This window comes from Brevibacillus sp. AG (assembly GCF_028369215.1).
Classification (GTDB): domain Bacteria; phylum Bacillota; class Bacilli; order Brevibacillales; family Brevibacillaceae; genus Brevibacillus; species Brevibacillus porteri.
In genome coordinates this window covers 327,181-345,011 of sequence record NZ_JAQMYO010000002.1, presented here as the reverse complement: position 1 = coordinate 345,011, position 17,831 = coordinate 327,181, and the positions used below count along the sequence as shown (strand labels likewise).

At 47.0% G+C, this 17,831-nt stretch carries 18 protein-coding genes; 9 read left to right on the top strand and 9 right to left on the bottom strand.

The genetic code is table 11. The features are described from left to right. Window positions 1-64: 64 nt before the first annotated feature. Window positions 65-2,293: a type IA DNA topoisomerase gene (locus tag POF51_RS06640; protein WP_106835712.1), complete on the bottom strand. Its 2,229-nt coding sequence runs from the start codon at window positions 2,291-2,293 to the stop codon at window positions 65-67. 85 nt (window positions 2,294-2,378) lie between these two features. Next, window positions 2,379-3,512, bottom strand: a complete 1,134-nt coding sequence (locus POF51_RS06635) for a DUF2515 domain-containing protein (RefSeq protein ID WP_271754550.1) — start codon at window positions 3,510-3,512, stop codon at window positions 2,379-2,381. Between POF51_RS06635 and shc the strand changes: the two genes are divergently transcribed. After that, window positions 3,485-5,467 carry a squalene--hopene cyclase gene (gene shc / locus POF51_RS06630; RefSeq protein WP_069849583.1) on the top strand — a complete coding sequence of 661 codons (1,983 nt, stop codon included), beginning with the start codon at window positions 3,485-3,487 and terminating at the stop codon, window positions 5,465-5,467. The genes POF51_RS06635 and shc overlap by 28 nt on opposite strands. Window positions 5,468-5,476: 9 nt before the next feature. Here the strand turns inward: shc and POF51_RS06625 are convergent, their stop codons facing one another. After that, entirely contained in the window at window positions 5,477-5,674 is a 198-nt protein-coding gene (locus tag POF51_RS06625; protein WP_017249530.1) for a hypothetical protein, read from the bottom strand. A gap of 146 nt (window positions 5,675-5,820) precedes the next feature. Between POF51_RS06625 and POF51_RS06620 the strand changes: the two genes are divergently transcribed. From POF51_RS06620 to POF51_RS06595, 6 genes are read left to right on the top strand one after another with little or no spacing between them, the layout of a single operon-like run. Beyond that, a complete protein-coding gene (locus tag POF51_RS06620) occupies window positions 5,821-6,072 on the top strand; it encodes a spore germination protein (RefSeq protein ID WP_016740748.1) in 252 nt (83 codons plus the stop codon). Then, the gene (locus POF51_RS06615) at window positions 6,069-6,323 is read left to right on the top strand and encodes a spore germination protein GerPB (protein ID WP_017249531.1); all 255 of its coding nucleotides are present in this window, start codon (window positions 6,069-6,071) and stop codon (window positions 6,321-6,323) included. The genes POF51_RS06620 and POF51_RS06615 overlap by 4 nt, the downstream gene beginning before the upstream one ends. 34 nt (window positions 6,324-6,357) lie before the next feature. Further along, window positions 6,358-6,972 carry a spore germination protein GerPC gene (locus POF51_RS06610; protein WP_069849585.1) on the top strand — a complete coding sequence of 205 codons (615 nt, stop codon included), beginning with the start codon at window positions 6,358-6,360 and terminating at the stop codon, window positions 6,970-6,972. Next, window positions 6,969-7,160, top strand: a complete 192-nt coding sequence (locus POF51_RS06605) for a spore gernimation protein (RefSeq protein ID WP_083261681.1) — start codon at window positions 6,969-6,971, stop codon at window positions 7,158-7,160. The genes POF51_RS06610 and POF51_RS06605 overlap by 4 nt, the downstream gene beginning before the upstream one ends. A 14-nt stretch (window positions 7,161-7,174) precedes the next feature. Next, complete coding sequence (locus POF51_RS06600) at window positions 7,175-7,567, top strand: spore germination protein GerPE (RefSeq protein WP_069849587.1); 393 nt, start codon at window positions 7,175-7,177, stop codon at window positions 7,565-7,567. 3 nt (window positions 7,568-7,570) lie between these two features. Then, window positions 7,571-7,786 carry a spore germination protein gene (locus POF51_RS06595; RefSeq protein WP_017249535.1) on the top strand — a complete coding sequence of 72 codons (216 nt, stop codon included), beginning with the start codon at window positions 7,571-7,573 and terminating at the stop codon, window positions 7,784-7,786. A gap of 87 nt (window positions 7,787-7,873) precedes the next feature. Here the strand turns inward: POF51_RS06595 and ppsA are convergent, their stop codons facing one another. From ppsA to POF51_RS06580, 3 genes are all read right to left on the bottom strand, one after another. Then, window positions 7,874-10,489, bottom strand: coding sequence for a phosphoenolpyruvate synthase (gene ppsA, locus POF51_RS06590; RefSeq protein ID WP_271754540.1), 2,616 nt, complete (start codon window positions 10,487-10,489; stop codon window positions 7,874-7,876). 225 nt (window positions 10,490-10,714) lie between these two features. Further along, complete coding sequence (locus POF51_RS06585) at window positions 10,715-11,311, bottom strand: Hsp20/alpha crystallin family protein (protein ID WP_069849592.1); 597 nt, start codon at window positions 11,309-11,311, stop codon at window positions 10,715-10,717. Window positions 11,312-11,395: 84 nt separating this feature from the next. Continuing rightward, complete coding sequence (locus POF51_RS06580) at window positions 11,396-12,745, bottom strand: LCP family protein (protein ID WP_271754538.1); 1,350 nt, start codon at window positions 12,743-12,745, stop codon at window positions 11,396-11,398. 237 nt (window positions 12,746-12,982) lie between these two features. On the opposite strand from POF51_RS06580, the gene POF51_RS06575 reads away from it, so the two are divergent. Continuing rightward, window positions 12,983-13,912 carry an NAD(P)/FAD-dependent oxidoreductase gene (locus POF51_RS06575; protein WP_069849596.1) on the top strand — a complete coding sequence of 310 codons (930 nt, stop codon included), beginning with the start codon at window positions 12,983-12,985 and terminating at the stop codon, window positions 13,910-13,912. A 14-nt stretch (window positions 13,913-13,926) separates the two neighbouring features. Beyond that, complete coding sequence (locus POF51_RS06570) at window positions 13,927-14,400, top strand: NUDIX domain-containing protein (protein WP_069849598.1); 474 nt, start codon at window positions 13,927-13,929, stop codon at window positions 14,398-14,400. A gap of 74 nt (window positions 14,401-14,474) precedes the next feature. On the opposite strand, the gene POF51_RS06565 is transcribed toward POF51_RS06570, so the two are convergent. From POF51_RS06565 to POF51_RS06555, 3 genes are read right to left on the bottom strand one after another with little or no spacing between them, the layout of a single operon-like run. Continuing rightward, entirely contained in the window at window positions 14,475-15,848 is a 1,374-nt protein-coding gene (locus POF51_RS06565) for an MFS transporter (RefSeq protein ID WP_069849600.1), read from the bottom strand. A gap of 15 nt (window positions 15,849-15,863) precedes the next feature. Further along, window positions 15,864-17,015, bottom strand: coding sequence for a mandelate racemase/muconate lactonizing enzyme family protein (locus POF51_RS06560; protein WP_069849602.1), 1,152 nt, complete (start codon window positions 17,013-17,015; stop codon window positions 15,864-15,866). Then, entirely contained in the window at window positions 17,002-17,775 is a 774-nt protein-coding gene (locus tag POF51_RS06555; RefSeq protein WP_069849604.1) for a TraR/DksA C4-type zinc finger protein, read from the bottom strand. Before POF51_RS06555 ends, POF51_RS06560 begins: the two co-directional genes overlap by 14 nt. Window positions 17,776-17,831: the final 56 nt, after the last annotated feature.

The following is a 17,831-nucleotide window of genomic DNA, read 5'->3' as shown; positions in this document are numbered from 1 at the left end:
TACGCAAGTAAGTTTCAACAATTTATTTTTTTATTGTTTTTCGTAGTGCGCGGCGATTTCGTCGTTACTCGAAAGTAAGTTCGCCCGATTCTACACTTTTCAAAATAAGTTTTGCTTGAAATTGTGTCCCATCCTGACGTTCCAGCTTCATTTTACCCGTTTTGCCTTTTTCAATGAGCGCTTTAATCTGTGTATCCGTCAGCATACGTCCATAGTTCTCTTTCCATATGACGAATTTACAGCCCACGTTGTAATTCGAACAACCGTAACCTTTGCGTCCCATGAAAATAGAGCCTCCGCAACTCGGTCGTGGACATTTGGTGATGATACTCGACGCTGTACTAGTGGTCTTTGCTACCGTTCGAGATGAGGATCTGCCTGTACTTCGCCCACCAGCTCGTCCTCTTGTTTTCGATGATCCTTTCTGAGTGGTTCTCTCACTCTCAAACAAGGTCTTCTCAGCACGAGATTGTACGCGAACCTTTTCTACGATCATCGTAGCGAATTTCTTCACATTCTCCATGAACTGCTTGTCGGAGGCGGTCCCTCGGGAAATCTCATTCAAGCGGCGCTCCCAATGCCCCGTCATTTCAGGAGAGGTTAATAGTTCGATCCCTGCTCCCCTAATCAATTCGATAACGGTACGGCCTTTTAGCGTAAGTTGAACCCTTTTCCCCTGCATTTCAACGTATCCGACCTTTTTCAGTCGTTCGATGGTAGCGGCACGAGTTGCTGGGGTTCCCAGACCAGATTCTTTCATCGCATCACGCAGTTCCTCGTCCTCGATTTGCTTGCCTGCGCTTTCCATGGCCTTGAGAAGCGTTCCTTCCGTAAAATGCTTGGGCGGCTGTGTTTCTTTCTCCTTTACCATAGCATCCGAGCATACTACGCTGGCATCAGGTTGAATGACAAAAGGCTCATTAACTTCAATCTCTTCTTTATCCTCTTCTTCTTTGGCCGCACCTTTCCCATTCTTGGGCTTTTCCTTCTGCTGATCAGCATAAATAATCTTCCAACCGAGACTTTTCCGTTCTTTCACCGACGTTTTGAATAATTCTTTTTCCACTTCGGTTATGACCGTATGCATCTTATATTCAGCTGGTGGATAAAACTGTGACAGAAAGCGGCGAACGATCAAATCGTATAACTTTTGCTCATCTGGCGTAAGCCCTGTAGCCTTACGATTTGTCGGCAGGATCGCATGGTGGTCGTCTACTTTTGCTGGATTACATATAAATTTGTTGCCTTTATGAACCAAACTACGGTTTGCACCCTTTACCAAATTGTCATATGCAGTGCCTTGCAAGGACGACAAGGTGTTGTGCATTTCAGGAATATTTTGCTCTGTCACATAGTTGGAATTCGTCCGCGGATATGAGATCACCTTGTGTTTTTCATAGAGTGCCTGTGCTAAATCCAAGGTTTTCTTGGCGGAAAAACCGTACTTGCCATTGGCCTCACGTTGCAGCAATGTCAGGTCATACAACTTGAATGGATACTCCTTGGTATCCTTTACTTCGTAGGATGTGATCCGCCCTTGTTTTCCTTTCACTTTACGAGCCAACATTTCTGCTTTAGATGGATCGGTTAAGCGATCACCTTGCCAAATACCCTTATACGCCCTTTCACCCTGCGAAAAATGCCCTTCCACTTGAAAAAACGTAACCGATGAGAAAGCCTCAATCTGTTTCTGTCGATCATAAATGAGAGCAAGGACAGGTGTCTGTACTCGTCCGACAGAAAGGAGCGCGTTATGTTTGGTCGTAAATGCACGTGAGCCATTCATGCCGATGAGCCAATCTGCTTCACTACGGGCTTTTGCTGCCCTCGTTAAGTTTTCATAGGCTGCGGCATCTTTCATCTCCGCAAATCCTTTCCTGATCGTTTCAGGGGTCAAGTCCGAGATCCAAAGCCTTTTAACGGGTTGACTCAATTTTAGATGTCGCTGGATGAGTGAAAATATGTGTTGACCTTCCCGCCCGGCATCGCATGCATTAATCAGCAGATTGCTTCGTTTGGCCAACTGCCCGATCATTTTTAGCTGATCGAATGTTTTCCGATTGGGCACTAGCTTAAATGGATCGGGAATAATAGGAAGATCATTGATGTTCCACTTTTTATATTTTTGGTCGTACGCCTCCGGTTCCGCTAGTTCAATTAAGTGCCCGATTGCCCACGTAATGATGTATTTTTCACCTTCTAAATAGGTGCGGTTATTTTTCGCTTTAGGATCTATTGCGGCGGCAATATTTCGTCCCATGTCAGGTTTCTCCGCAATAATTAGTGTCTTCAAATGATAATCGCTCCTTCTAAAACGCTCTAAGCAACCCGTCGAGGTTCAGTCTTACGTTCTGGATTCCTCTCTATTTTACTACAAGTTAGCCAAGTATTCTCGTTCTGGCTGCGACAGCCCACTCGATTTTTGCTAACGCCTGGCAATACGCCTCACTCATCTCTCCTGCATTTGTTGTCTCCTGTGTTCGAATCAGCAAACGCCATACGTCGCTCTTGTTTTGGTACCAATCTAACTCTTTTGGTGGCTCATGGTGGATAGGTCTCCAAACTTGACGCAGCGCTGGGGAAAACAGCCGCTTTGCCCCTGATCGCAGCTGACAGTTCATTAGTTTTACCTGATAAGGCTTGCCAGGAGCTATATCATTCACATCGTGAAAAAGACGGGGCCAATAATCTTTTCGCGAACCTGTGTGTGGCTGTTCCAATGCCCAAGCGTACGCTGCCTCCTGCCTATTTGTATCTCCAAACAGCAGACTGTACAGCCTTTTTCCCAAGCTGATTCTCTCTGGTAAGGAGGCAAAATGAAACACTCGCTCACCAGCGAGCTGCAAGGAGCTGCCCTGCTCATCAGCCACTTTCCGATGGGGAAGCAAGATCATATTCAGTTGCAAAAGCTCCTGCAGGGCAAACGGAATTGTGCGGACAACTGAATTTTGATAACCCGCCTCTTTCATGACCTGTTCTTCCAAGTAGTTTTGTTCATTGATAATCAAGCCAATGGTGAGCAGCTCTTTGTCAGTTGTCTTCCAATAATGATTCCAGATCGCCTGCATGAAAGTAGAGACGCCCAGATGAGGCAGTATATGAAAAAGGTTGGTCTGTCGCCTGACACTCTCTTCATACAGTAACAATTGAGGGTACGCATCGTGAAAAATCAGCCAGTTTCCCCGCTCCAAAAACAAAAAATAATCCTGCTGCTCTTTTATTCGAAGCAAGCGAGGCAATAATTCTCCCCGCAAATCGGTCATACACCATCCCGCATTGCGCGATACGAGATGTGCCAATAGCACCCAATGAATTTGTGGATGCTTTTGATAAAACGACAAATAGGCGCGCGTTCTGTCTATGTTGTCACGGTTGTGGGCGAGCGTCTCCTGTCTAATCCTCTCTACCGTCTTTTGATCTTGCGCTGGCAATGGTGCTGTCGCCGTACGGACTCTCCCCAAATTCATGGCAAGCGGCAGACGCGATGCATATTGGTACCACGACAAACCCATCGATGCTCTTCCCCCTCTCTTCCTTAGGCGATGTATTTTATCGGGAGGTGAATGAGTTGCGCGAAGTCCAGCAAGAAATTAATCGCATTCAAGCCTTTTTGTTACAGCGCCAACAAGCGGATGGCACTTGGCGCTTTTGTTTGGAAAGCTCACCGATGACAGATTCTCACATGATCATCCTATTGCGCACGCTAGGTATTCATGATGAGCGTTTGATGGAGAAGCTCACTGCTCACATCACGTCTCTCCAACACGATAATGGGGCATGGAAGCTGTACCCTGACGAGCATGAAGGCAATCTGTCTACCACCATTGATTCGTATTACGCCCTTCTGCTATCTGGCAAATACACGAAGGACGAACCGAGAATGGCTCTGGCTCGCTCGTTTATTTTGGAAAAGGGTGGGCTGACACACGCGAACATGCTGACCAAATTCTCTACAGCCTTGACAGGCCAATACCAGTGGCCCTCGCACTTTCTCGTTCCCGTCGAGATTGCTCTATTTCCCCCGAGCTTCCCTGTCAGCTTTTACGATTTTGTCGGGTACGCACGTGTCCATCTTGCCCCCATGATGATTGTGGCTGATCGCAAATATGTAAAAAAGCCTGACAATGCGCCAGACTTGTCCGATCTATACGCAGATACACCTATCTCTCGCGGTCTATATCCGCATCGATTCCTAGAGAATTTCCTCAAAGAGGGGCAATCGATCCTCGCCACTATCCATGATTCCTTGCAGCGTCTCCCCTTTTTACCCAGTCAACTACACAAGCTCGCCCTACGGCGCCTAGAACAATACATCCTGGCGCGAATCGAGCCGGACGGTACTCTGTACAATTATTCGACCTCTACCTTTTTCATGATTTTTGCGCTGCTCGCTCGAGGGTTTTCTCCGAAAGATCCACTCATCCAACAAGCGATGCAGGGGCTTACAGATAGTGTCTACGTTTATGAAAACGGCGCACACTTGCAGCTGGCTACCTCAGCCGTCTGGGACACCGCGCTCTTGACTTCTTCTCTGCAAAAAAGCGGACTTTCTACCACACACCCCGCCATTCAAAAAGCAAACCGTTACCTTCTCCAAAAGCAGCAGCATACGTACGGTGACTGGAAAATTCGCAATCCAAAAGGAAAGCCTGGCGGTTGGGGCTTTTCTGACTACAACACCATGAACCCCGATATTGATGATACGACGGCAGCTCTGCGCTCTCTGCGCCTGCTCTCCCGTACGGATATAACAACAGCAGCCGCTTGGAAGCGCGGTCTCGAATGGCTCTTGTCCATGCAAAACGACGATGGGGGCTGGCCTGCTTTTGAACGAAACACAGACGCTGATTTCATTCGCCAGCTGCCGATCGAAGGAGCCGATACCGTCAGTACAGATCCGTCCTCTGCCGATTTGACAGGGAGAACCTTAGAATTCCTCGGAAACTATGCCGGGCGTACACTGACTGACCCCCATGTAGAAAAAGGAGTCCGCTGGCTTCTCAACCATCAAGAAGCAAACGGCTCCTGGTATGGACGTTGGGGAATTGCTTACCTATACGGTACATGGGCTGCAATTACCGGGTTGATGGCGGTTGGCTTTTCCCCTACTGATCCCGCCATCCAAAAAGCGGTTGCGTGGCTGGTTGCCAACCAGAATCCCGACGGCGGCTGGGGTGAATCTTGCCAAAGCGACCAGAAAAAAACGTACGTCCCCCTCGGAGCAAGTACTCCCTCGCAGACGGCATGGGCAACCGATGCACTGATAGCCGTGTCGTCAAAGCCGACAGCAGAGCTACAACGCGGGATTCGCCATTTGCTCACTCACAATCAAGCAAGTGACTGGACGACTCGCTACCCGACTGGCGGGGGACGTCCTGGCGGTACTTACTTTGCTTATCACAGCTATCGTTGGATTTGGCCGTTGCTGGCTCTCAGCCACTACCAGACGAAATACGCGAACACGTAAAAAACACTACTACCCTCTTCGCAAACCAAGGTCTAACGGCTGGAGAGGAACCTGGGGTGATAAAATTACGGCATGTGGAGGCGTATCAAAAATGGAGTAGCAGGAAAGGACATCGGTGTCCCCAATCAGCACAATCGACGACTTAGTTACTCCACCAAAACTGAAATCACCGACGTCTATTTTTTTATTTGTCACCTTCATATTCATGGAATTTTTTCTCCTTTTCCTAAACTCGCGCCTATCCAAATATCGTATGCTGCTCGCACTGGTTCGGTCGCAAAAACAGGTATGAACACCCACTGGCCTACGACATACAATACAGAGAGGATCTCTCCCAAAAGGATGTGCCGAACATGCCAGCATTCGTTGGAGTCATTAATGTAAACAACGTGGGCGGCGTTTTCAATGTCGGAGACGTCCGTAAAATCGCACCTACCACTTACGCCAAAACCTTCGCGGGTGGAGGATCATTCAATTCTGGTACCAATCTGTCCTTTAAAATTCCACGTAGCGTCGTCTACGTCAATGAACAATCCGATAATGATATCCCGCTTTTTGTAGAAGAAACGAACGATTTCAGGGCAAAGGGACGCGATTTCGCATGAATTTTTTTGTGACGCAACATATCGTAATCAATTCGCTCAAAATCGAAGGCATTAGCAACTCTTCGGTGTGCCAAATAGGAAGCGCCGGGATTATTAAGCCCGTATCCAAGCTGTACAACACCGGCGGATTCACAGAGCCAGCTCCACAGGTGGGGCCGCTACCCACAACCGGTTCGGAAGAATTCGTGCCCCTCATTCCATTGGTTCAGCCTTCGCTCATACGCCCTGGTATTCTTTCAAGACTTGGCTAATTCGTTGTATGCTAGATGAAGAAGGATGGTCGTCATGTACATGGATCCCGAAATGATGAAGTATTTGCAACAGTTACATGACTATATACAATTGCAAAGCAATAAGATCGAGAAATTGAAGGAAATGATTGAACAGCTGCAGCAAGATGTAAATGATCTCAAGGAAAAACAGATTCCTTCCGTCATCAAAAACGAGTACAAATTCGATCTGCTTAAGGTTGAGCGACTGGAAGGGACTCTCAATATCGGCTTAAACCCGAAAGGAAATGATGCAGGAATCGGTGATTTTTCCATCAATCAATCGATGGATGTCCCTAATCCGCACCAAAGCAATGCCCCACTTTTTGACCGTGTCCAGAAAGAAATTTATCAATATTTGGAGACAGATGCCTACCTCGTTCTTGAAAGAATCGAAACAGAGTGCAACTATCCACTGGATAACAATTATCGAGCCTTTATCTTGGATGACATTAAAAAGCAGATCGATCAACGGATTAAGTATTACCTGAGCGAGCTCCCTACCGATGAACTAGAACCAGAACAGCTCGATGTTTTCGTGCAAAATACCGTCCAAAAAGTGAAACGGGATATCGACAAGACCTGCGAAACATTCCTGAAAAATTTGCCTCGTGAGGTGAACGAACCATGATGAGGTATCAAGTGATAAACGAAGCCATTTGTGTAAAGAAGGTCTCCGTCAGTGCCCTCACTTCTGCCGCTTCCTTGTTTATTGGGGACACACAGACAGTAGACCTCAGAGCGATTTATGAAACGCCACCCGAAAAAATGATTCTCGGAGCCACGATCCCGATTGATACTGCTATACCTGCTTCATAAGGAGGTTTGTCACCATGTACCGAAGGACCAGTCATGTCCGTAAGCTGGATGTTCTCTCGGTCGATACCTCATCTGTTCTGCAAATAGGTGATTCCCGGCAGATTGATGCTGTCGCGAACATATTAGCCGTCCAACGTGAACAGGCCATCTTCTATGAAAATGAATTTATGTTCGAGAATTACTCAGCCTTTTCCGTTCCGTTAACTCCTCCTATTCTCTCCGATCCGATTTGCATCGATACGTTCCACGACTGTCCGTACATTTTCATTCGAAAAGTGGAAGTCCCTTTCTTAGCAGGATCGTCCGTCGTCCATGTTGGTTCGAACGAATCCATTACACTCGAAACGCGAGTCGTAAATATTCGTCACATTTTCCAAGACGAGCAAAAAACTAGAGGGAGGGGGTAGGCTGTGCCTTCTGTCATTGGAGCTGTCAATATCAATAGTAATTCGGGTACCGTTAACTTCGGAGATACGCTCAACATATCACCCAAAACAGCCGCCAAGACATTCTCCGGTTCAGGGGGCGGCAACACAGGTAACGTCGTCAATACGCTCAATGGTGTCAACGCAACGAATACACTGGACCCCAATGTCGTCGATCAACCGATGTTTGGGAACATCTAATCCCCGCAGTGTTAATGTCTTCTCATTGACACTGTTTTTATTTTGGCTGAAAAACGAAACAAAAAAAGGAGGCACGAGGCCCCCTTACTACAATATTTCAATATACCCTTCTGTTCCATGCACGCGAATACGTTGCCCGTCTTTTATCAGCGTGGTAGCATTTTCCACGCCGACAACTGCTGGTAAGCCATATTCACGCGCAATAACTGCTCCATGAGTCATCAGTCCACCCACCTCAGTGACAAGACCTTTTATGGATACAAACAACGGTGTCCAGCCAGGGTCAGTATAGGAGGTGACTAATATATCTCCGTCTTCTAGATCAGCATCTTCCATGTTTAAGATGACACGCGCTCGCCCCTCTATAATCCCGGAAGAAACAGGAAGACCTACGATCGCATTGGCGGGCAGATTTTCTCGTTTGTACTCACCTGCAATGATTTCACCATCAGACGTGATGACACGTGGAGGAGTCAGTTTTTCAAAAAACTTGTAATCTTCTTTTCGTTTGCTGATGATCTCATCATCCAATTTGTGTGTGCATACGGCCTCTTGAAGCTCTTCAAAAGTGAGATAGTAGATATCTTCTTTTTCATGAATAACGCGAGCTTGTATAAGTTGCTCGGCTTCTTTTACTAAAGCCTGCTTATAAACGAAGTAGCGATTAACCATACCGTATTTTGGATATTCCCTAAACCCACTGAAATTCCGGATGAGGTCGATCATTTGTTTGGTTTCTTTTGCTTTTTGTTCACCATCCGGTAATTGCTTCAATCGCGCTAATAGCTCTTGCTCTTTTTCCAAAGCTTCCTGTCGCCCTTGTTCGAATTTCCGCTTGCCAGCATTCGGCTCAAAGTTTTTGATGTTACCTAGAATCATGGGGACAAGCGTCATTGGTTTTTCACTCCAACGCGTTTTCGTAATATCGATTTCTCCGGCACATCTCATTCCGTATTTCGTGAGATAAGCATAGATGGCGTCTTTCGTTTCCTGTCCACCTTCAAACTGAACCAGTTCATCCAAAAAGTTATCTTCTTTTACATGCTGTAAAAATTCAATGACTTCTGGATAAGGACGAACCACATCTGCAACATCCATTAGCGCCAGTCCCATTTCCGAAGTAATATTATTTGGCACAGACTGAGAAAGCGTGTCTGCTACGTTTTTTTCCCCCAACCACTCGTTCATTTTTTCATTGATCCATTTTGAAGCATTCATAGCAGCCGTAATCACACCGATGGTTTGTGGATCAAATAACATCTTCTTTAATTGCTGGATGTCTTCTCGAATAAATTCAAACAAATCTGGTCCTGATTTCTTTTGGATGTTGTGCTTTAACTCTTCGATCGATGTTTGACTACGCTTTATCAAATCAGAAACAATGCTCGGATCGTTTTCGAATTGTTCTTGAAAACCCAAAGACGACATACCTTTATTGCTTTTACCCGGACTCCGCTCTTTTTTACTTACTGGTAACGATTGTATAAAATCTCCTCGCTCGATTACGGTCATAAGCGCATCTTTTATAAGCGGATCGGATTGTCCCAGGGTATCTACTATGATTTGTCTGCTGTCAGGTGAAGCTAGCATATTTGTCACATCAACAAACAACCTTCCACCCGCTTTGCGCATAGGTGCAGGAGTCGTTAACAGGAAAAAAGACAGTCCCAATGGTTTCATGGAGTCGGTCATCATTTGTTGATGACCAACAGATACATAGACATGATTTTCTTGATCATTTGCTTCAGGAATGGGATATAAAGTCGTGATTGGACGACTCTGGACGATAGAAAAAGTATGATCAACCAAACACCATTCGATATCTTGTGGACAACCAAAATAAGCTTCGATCTGTCTTCCAATGCGCGCCAGTTGTAAAATTTGTTGTTCCGTAAGTGTTTGGGTCTTTTGCTGATCAGGATCAATCTGCTGTGTCTTCGTTCCTCCTTCTTTTCGTCCATAGATAGCCAATTTTTTGGTCGCTATCCTCTTATCGACAATTTCCCCTTCCTGCACTTTATAACAATCAGCAGATACCAAACCAGAGACCAGTGCTTCTCCAAGTCCATAGCTGGCATCGATGGATAGCAACTTCCGGTTGGATGTAATTGGATCAGCGGTAAATAAAATTCCGGAAGCCTGTGGGAAAACCATTCTTTGAACGATAACGGATAAATAAACGTGACTGTGGTCAAATCCATTTTGCATACGGTAAATTACCGCGCGATCCGTAAATAGGGAAGCCCAACATTTGCTGATATGCTGCAAGATTGCTTCTTTGCCGATGATATTTAAATAGGTGTCCTGTTGACCTGCAAAAGAGGCATGTGGTAAATCTTCAGCAGTCGCACTAGAACGCACTGCATAAGCATGTTCCTCTCCGAATTGGGAGAGATAGTGAGTAACGGCTTTCACAACATCGGAAGGAATTTCTACTTCCATAATGATTTGGCGAATCTTCCTGCTGATTTCACCAATTTGATCTCGATCTTGTACTTTTAACATGGTTAGTCGAGCCAACAAAGCATGATACGTTTCGTTTTGTTCGATGGCCTTTTGATACCCTACTGTTGTCACACAAAATCCTTCTGGTACTTGTATTCCTTGAATTTTTGATAATTCCCCTAAATGTAACCCTTTTCCGCCAACGAGCAAAAGCTGTGTTTTTTCCATTTCCTGAAAACCGAGAACCAAAGAACTCATTCAATATCTCTCCTAACCATTAAATTGAGAAAAAGCATTTGACAAGAGTTCACCAGCATGGTACGATTAAAGTGTAAGATGCAATAATTATGTATACATAAACAAAACAGTCGTGAACTGATTATATCATCGCGTCTGTTTTTGTGCAATAAAAAAGAACCCGGAAGAAATATCCAGGTTCTTTTTTGATTTTCCATGAATGCAACTGTCCTGCAGATCCAATTTTTACAAGCTCGCTTTAAATGTTGTTTTTCGTTCGTTCGCAGCTCCATCACGCATCAAATAGATTTCTAACACCCCATCCTGATACTGGGCCCTCATCCCTTTTGAACTAACGAAAACCGGTAGAGCCAGCTTGCGATAAAAGGGGCCGTAGCTTCTTTCCCCTTGTGTACGAAGCCCCTGATGCTCACTTTCTTTGATGATCCCCCTGACCTCCAGCAACCGTTGGTCGGAGAGGGTAATCTCCAGACTATCGCGATCGAAGCCCGGGAGTTCACAGGAAACAATGACCATTTGCTCTGATTGGAAGATATCCGAGACGGGGGAAAAATGCGAATCGTCTACCTGCCCGAAACGCATCGATTTTTCCTTTGTCTTTTTTTTTCCCTTTTTCACGGGTGGTACATTTGGCGCGGCGGCGGTGGCCGTCTTTTGTGCTGCTTGCTTATTGAGCGTCGCGATATTCTCCCAAAAGTTCGTGTCCAGCATCTGTCCCATCTGGCTCAATGCTTTCCATGGATGATCTGGGTCAAAGCCGAGCTTGGACAAACTTTCGGATGCTTTTTGCAACTGCTTCATGGTCTCTTGCAGGTTTTTCATAACTTCCGCACTCCCTTCCCAGCACAGGCAAGACTGTCTATGTACGATAGAATATGTGCTTTTGCCTGGGGGGTGTGCTCAAGATCAACCAGTTTGCCCGATGTCAGCACTATCTGTCGCCGGTGCAGGCGGGGCCAAAATATCGGGTGGTGGCATATTACTATCCGTCGGCTCAGGATTGCGTTCGCCGCCATTTCCATCTGGTGTTACAGGCTCCTGTGTTGGTTCTGGAGCCGTATTTGGTGGTGGTGTTGCTGGTTTTTGTGTTTTGGGCTGCTCTTTTGTACCTGTCGTGGGCTTGGGGTTCGGAGCTGGTGTTCTCTTCTCCGCTTTCATTTCGACCTTGGCTACTTCCGCTACCGCTGCATCACTGAGCTGTTCGCCAGATCCAGCTGCTCCCACTTCTGTTTGCAGGGCAGTACGAACAGCTTGCATGTTCTCCCTCGGCCATAAGGAATACGGAGAGCTCCAGATCGCCCCATTATCCAAAGTAACCATGTTGCTTGACGAAAAGCTGGCAAAATCGAGTGCCAAACCTTTTATTTGGTCTTTCGACAGATCGGTTTTGATATGCTGACCAACGGTATCTAGTACGGCTGTCAAACTCGATAATCCATCCATAGACATGCTCTTTTCTGCTACAGCACGAATCACCTGCTGCTGTCTGCGATTGCGATCGAAGTCGCTCGAGTTGTAAGCGTCTCCACGTCTGTCGATGCGATGACGGACGAAGCCAAGTGCCTGCTCTCCGTTCAATACTTGTTTCCCTTTTTTCAAACTACGGTATACACCTTGCTTCGGCAATTCGTATACGAGATCGCGATCTACGTCAACCGTAATCCCGCCCAGCTTGTCAATGACCGCTGTGAAGCCCTCAAAGTCAAGCTGCACGTAATGCTCAACCGAGATCCCCAGCATATGATTCAATGTTTTTTTGAGCATGGTCATGCCATTTTCTGTAACAGGCTTCCCTTTGATTTCCGAATCTTTCCTGATATTTTCCCCTAATGCAAATACTTCATTAACCTTGTGATAGCCTGGATATCCTGGGATTTGAACGCGGGTATCACGGGGCAACGATACCATGCTCAGCTTTTGCGTAACAGGATTGGCGACTGCGACGACCAGAACATCCGTGTTTAACATACCGATGTTTTTGCGCGTGTCCACCCCGACGATGGCGAAGGCGATTGATTTCTTTTGTTCGTACGGCTTTTCCACCACGGGTTGATCCGGTAGCTTGTACGGGTCTACCGTTACAACGTCTAGTGTCTTGTCTAACTGGTTGAGGGCGAAGCCTGCTCCTACGGCCAACAAACAGAGGAATAAGCAACCCGCCAAGAGCAGATACATCCGCTTGCTTCGCTGACCACGCTTGATCCGTTTACGCGGCTGTTTTGCAGGAGCTTGAGGCTTGTCATTCTTGGCTTGCACGTTCGGTTCACTCCTTTTTAAAATCACGGGGTCCATAGTGCTTTGGGCTTTTCATTTTTCAATATATTCTGGAAAACTTTCGTCCCATTTTACCACAATTTGCTGTCAAAATGTAGAATTCTGCCGATTCAACTCGATCGGTTTTCCCTGAGAGTTCTTGCACTTGCGAATCGAAACAGGTAGTCTAAAACTGAGGAAAATCGGATAGATGAATAAGGGAATCGGAGGGACTTGAGAGTGGAACACATACAGGTGCTGATCGCAGGTGGCGGCATCGCAGGGTTGTCCGCAGCAATATGGTGCCACCGATTAGGTCTTTCTTGTCTTCTTATCGAAAAAACGGATAGACTCGGCGGCCAATTGCATCACATTTACAACGAGATTACCGACTTTCCGCCCCTTGTATATGACCAGGGAGCTGCCCTTGTAAAGGTACTGATCGCACATCCTTTCATCCAGCAGCCAAACATACGATTGAACGAAGCCATTCTTTCCATTGATCGGGAAACGAAACAGGTAATTACTTCGAAATCCGTTTATCGTGTCGACTATCTACTCATCGCCACAGGAGTTGGCTGGAACGAAATACCAGCTCTAGCTGATTGTCCGAGCGTCCTGTCGCCTTGGTTTTCTACAACTGCCCAAGCGCACACCATCGCCGGGCAAGATATCGCCGTCATTGGCGGAGGAGATCGTGCATTAGAGAGTGCAGCAAATTTGAGCTTCCATGCCCGACAAGTTTATCTGTTGGTTCGGAGCAATGAGTGGCGTGCTCGTCCCGAATGGCAAAAGAAAATCACTGGCCTCCCCAACATCCAAGTCCTGTGGGAAACACAAGTAAGTGATTATCAGCACGAAGAGGCACGGACGGTTCTGACACTCACCTCTACACGCACAGGCAATCCAGAGACGATCGTAGTCGATTGGATTCTGCCACGAATTGGTGTTCATGGAAACACAGCTGGTTTCGATGGCTTGGACATGTTTGGCGATGACTATTTGCAAACAGATTCGTCTCAACGAGTCAACTCTCCATGGATATACGCAGTCGGAGACGTGAACAACGGAGCCGCTTATGCGAGTTTATCACTGGCAGTTGGTCAAGCGATGAAGGCGGTCAAGCATATTTCCTTGCAAATTCAAAACAACAGATCAATGAGCCTGTAGAAGGAGAGCTTTGCATGTACGCTTTTTACGACGATTTCGGCTTACCTGTCAAGCTAACCTTTTCCCCCGAAGAGTATCGTAACCACCAAGCAGGTCACGTGCTGATCTTCGCTTTTTATCAAGGAAAGCTGTTATTTACTCGCCATCGTACACGGGGTGTGGAGCTACCAGGGGGAAAAGTAGAAGCAGGTGAAAACAGCCTGGCAGCAGCAGTTCGTGAAGTCTATGAAGAAACCGGTGCCATTCTGGAAGGGATTGAGCGCATCGGACAGTACACCATCGACGACTCGATGCGAAAAGACATTTATATCGCAAAGGTAGCGCATTATACAAACCAGCCAAGCGGCTCAGACGTGCTTGCCACCATTGTGTTTGCGGATATTCCGCGAGATGTAAAAGGCAATCAGGAGTTTAGTCGCATTCTGCAAGATGATGTGTATCCACTCACACTCGATCGAGCCCTACTTCATCCCTTCGCGGAGTCCTAGCCATCATAAACAGGCTCGTCCCTGTCGCTCCTCGGCATTGTATCCGGTGAGAATGACCGACAGAGACAGCCTGTTTATTGTTTTTCCTTTTCCTTCTTTCCCGACAACACACGCTTGACGAGCTCATTTGGATCAAAGCCATACTTTTCGATAGCTCTCTCACGTTGTACCTCGTGTACCGTTTCAGGTTCAATTCCCAATACCTCTGATATTTGCCGCCACCCTTTCGTCTCGCTGTCTTTTGTCCCTTGTCCTTGCTGCTCGACCTGCTTGGGCTTCAAGAAAAAGATCGCAAGCACAGCGAAAACGAGCGATAAACCTGCGATTGATAGAAACATGACCGTCCGAGAAATCCCGAGCAACCAAGTAAAAATAGGTGGGCCGATCGCAACACCGATAAAACGGACTCCGCTATACAAAGAAGTAATCATGCCCCGCTCTGTTTTTTGCACGGCCCCAACGATCATGGAGTTCAAGCAAGGTAAAATCATCCCCGTCCCCATGCTGCCGATGACCAAAATACCAATCAGGACATAAGCCCCTTTGACAAAGCTAGCCAGAATGTAAGACGTGGCCAGCAAAAACATGCCGATAATCACAAACAGACGCATCAGCTTCAGCTTCTTTTTGATGATGATTCCTGTTACATACGCCGCTATACTCATCACGAGCAAGGGAATCGCCAAAAAGAAGCCTTTGATGACACCATCAATCTTGTATTTTTCTTCCAATAAATCAGACAGGTAAAACAGTACACCAAACAACGTGAACAAGCAGATACTCCCAATAAAAAATGCAGGGACAAGCCATTTTCCATGCTGTTTAAACACTTGCGCGATCGAATGCATGTACTGCTTGACGGGGAGCGGCTTCTTATCCTGTTTCTTTTCCTTGGTCAGAAATAAAAACATCAGGAGAACGACACCGCAAATAATCGGAAAAGCTAAAAAGACCATGTACCAAGAAATGAGAGCAAGCAAGGAGCCAAAAATCGGACTTAATACTTTTCCCATCCCGTTTGATGTCTCCAAAAGCCCCAATGCCCTACTCTCCGAAGCGCCATCGAACAGATCCCCTACCAATGCCATCGCGATGGGGGCTGTCCCGGCTGCCCCGATCCCCTGCAAGACACGCCCTCCCATGATAGCCATATAGGGTTGATCCAGCCACAGCGCAGCAAGCCCTGCGACCAAACCACCCAGACCGTACAGGGCAAGGGAGATGATAATGACAATTTTTCTCCCAAATCGATCTGACAAATAGCCGGCAAAAGGGATAACCATACCTGCTGCAATCGAAAAAGCAGTGATTAACAAGCTCGTCTGTAAGGCCGTGAGCTTCATTTCCGTCTTCATTGTAGGTAGTACAGGAATCAGCATCGAGTTGCCCAGCACCATCACTAATGGAACCCCGACAAGCCCAATCAGGTTTTTCGCATTTTGTGCCATACGAAACTCCTTGTCTTACGCATAAGCGCTACCGTCCCAGCGCAACGCGTTAATAATCTCCCACTCAGGCTCGACGCCAATTCCAACGCCAGCTGGTAGCGTCACTTCGCCATTTATGGGTCGTAGCGGAAACAATTGTGTAAACGGGTTCTCCATGACATCCCATTCGACAGGCTCAATCGGATGGCTATCCATCTTGGTCCATGCCAGCAAGCAAGCTTGTGCAAATAACGTATACACTCGTGCCAGCGAACCGTCAAAGGAATGTGGAGACACGCGATAGCCAAACTGACGGGCCATTTGTAGATGCGTTCGATAATCGTCAATGCCCCCTGTATGCATCAAGTCAGGCTGAGCAATATCGATGGCGCCACCCTCATACAAGGGCAAAAACTGTGCGCAACGAATCAAGTTTTCTCCACCAGCAAGTGGAATGGATATTGACGAACGAAGCTTAACATACTCGTTTGTACGATCCATGGGCATCGGCTCCTCCAGCCAAAGCCAATTGCCATAACGGGAAAAAAGCCCTTCCCACTTCCTTGCAGTCGCACAGTCGTAGCTCTGATTGGCATCTACCGCTACTTGAACTTGTTCAGGAAGCAAATTCATCAGTTTTTCGATGTGCGTTTGATCCTCTTGAACAGAGCGCCCGCCAATCTTTACTTTCACCATCTTGAAGCCATCGTCGACTTGCTGGATGGCTTGCTTCCATGACTGTTGCTTCCAGTCTTCTGTTTCACGGTAGGATTGGAGGGAGGCATATACCGGGATGCCCGAATGTATCTGGCCTCCCCATAGTTGACACACAGATAGCCCCGCCGCTTTCGCCAAAATTTCCGTAAGTGCCATACTGACACCTGAAGCCGAACGCTGATGCCACTTTCCTACGACATCGACAATGGCTACTCTGTTATCCACCTGCTTACCCAGCAAGTACGGAATGATGCGCTCACAAAAGCCCTTATGAAGCGTCGGCAGCCAATCGATAATTTCTCCCCAGCCATCTATACCAGCCCGTGTGATAATCCGAATGAGATAACTGCTTCGATAACGCTTATACCCATTCGCATCACCGTAAGCTTGCGATAGACGATGAAGTAGTGGATACGTTTCCACGCGCTCAATTTGTAGGTCCAAGACCGCTACCTGCTCATGAGTAGTCATCCATGCCCTCTCGTTCTGCTTGCTCTCCCTCGTAATCATCATAGGAGAGGAAGTTTCCTTTCCCTTCTCCTTTTCTCATGTACTCCTCATACGTCCCGCTTCTCATAAAATGCACACTGTCCGGTCCGTGATAGCCTTCAATATCGGTATAACCGATTTCCTCTACGGCTTCTACAAAGCCATCCGGCTCATTGCTCTCGATATACATTTCATCATAATCCGTTTTGTCGGGTTCCTGGTACGAGAAAGGCGTGCTGGATGTCCCCCAAGACTCGACAATTTGCCAAGCATCCTCACCGTCAAATCCGTTCTGTCCTTCTTTTTCATCCAAAGATGTACGTCCGAACGGCGGCTGCAAAAACTGTTCCTCAATCGGACGTGACTCGTTGACTGAGGGCGCTGGTGCATGCTCCTTGCACGTTTGTGCCTGAGGCAGTGCTTCCAGTCGCTCCACAGGTATTTGCTCTCCACAGACCGTACACAGTCCGTAGGTGCCTTCCTCCATACGCAGTAGCGCCTGATCAATCTCTTTCAATGTCTCACGATCGAGACTATCTAGGGCCAAATCTTTTTCCCGTTCAAACATCTCACTGCCGATATCTGCCGGATGATTATCGTACATGGCAAACTCCTGCAAAGAGGTTGTCATCGGTTCTCTCATGCCATAATGGTCCTGTACGCGGTCTTCCAGTTCCTTTTTCTGTTCCAGCAGCTTTTCCCGGAAGCTGGCCACCATCTTTTGGTCCACGCTGTACACCACCTTTGTTTGGTTTCCTCAACAGGTAGTATGTCTTGGTCGCGAAGGAAATATGACCA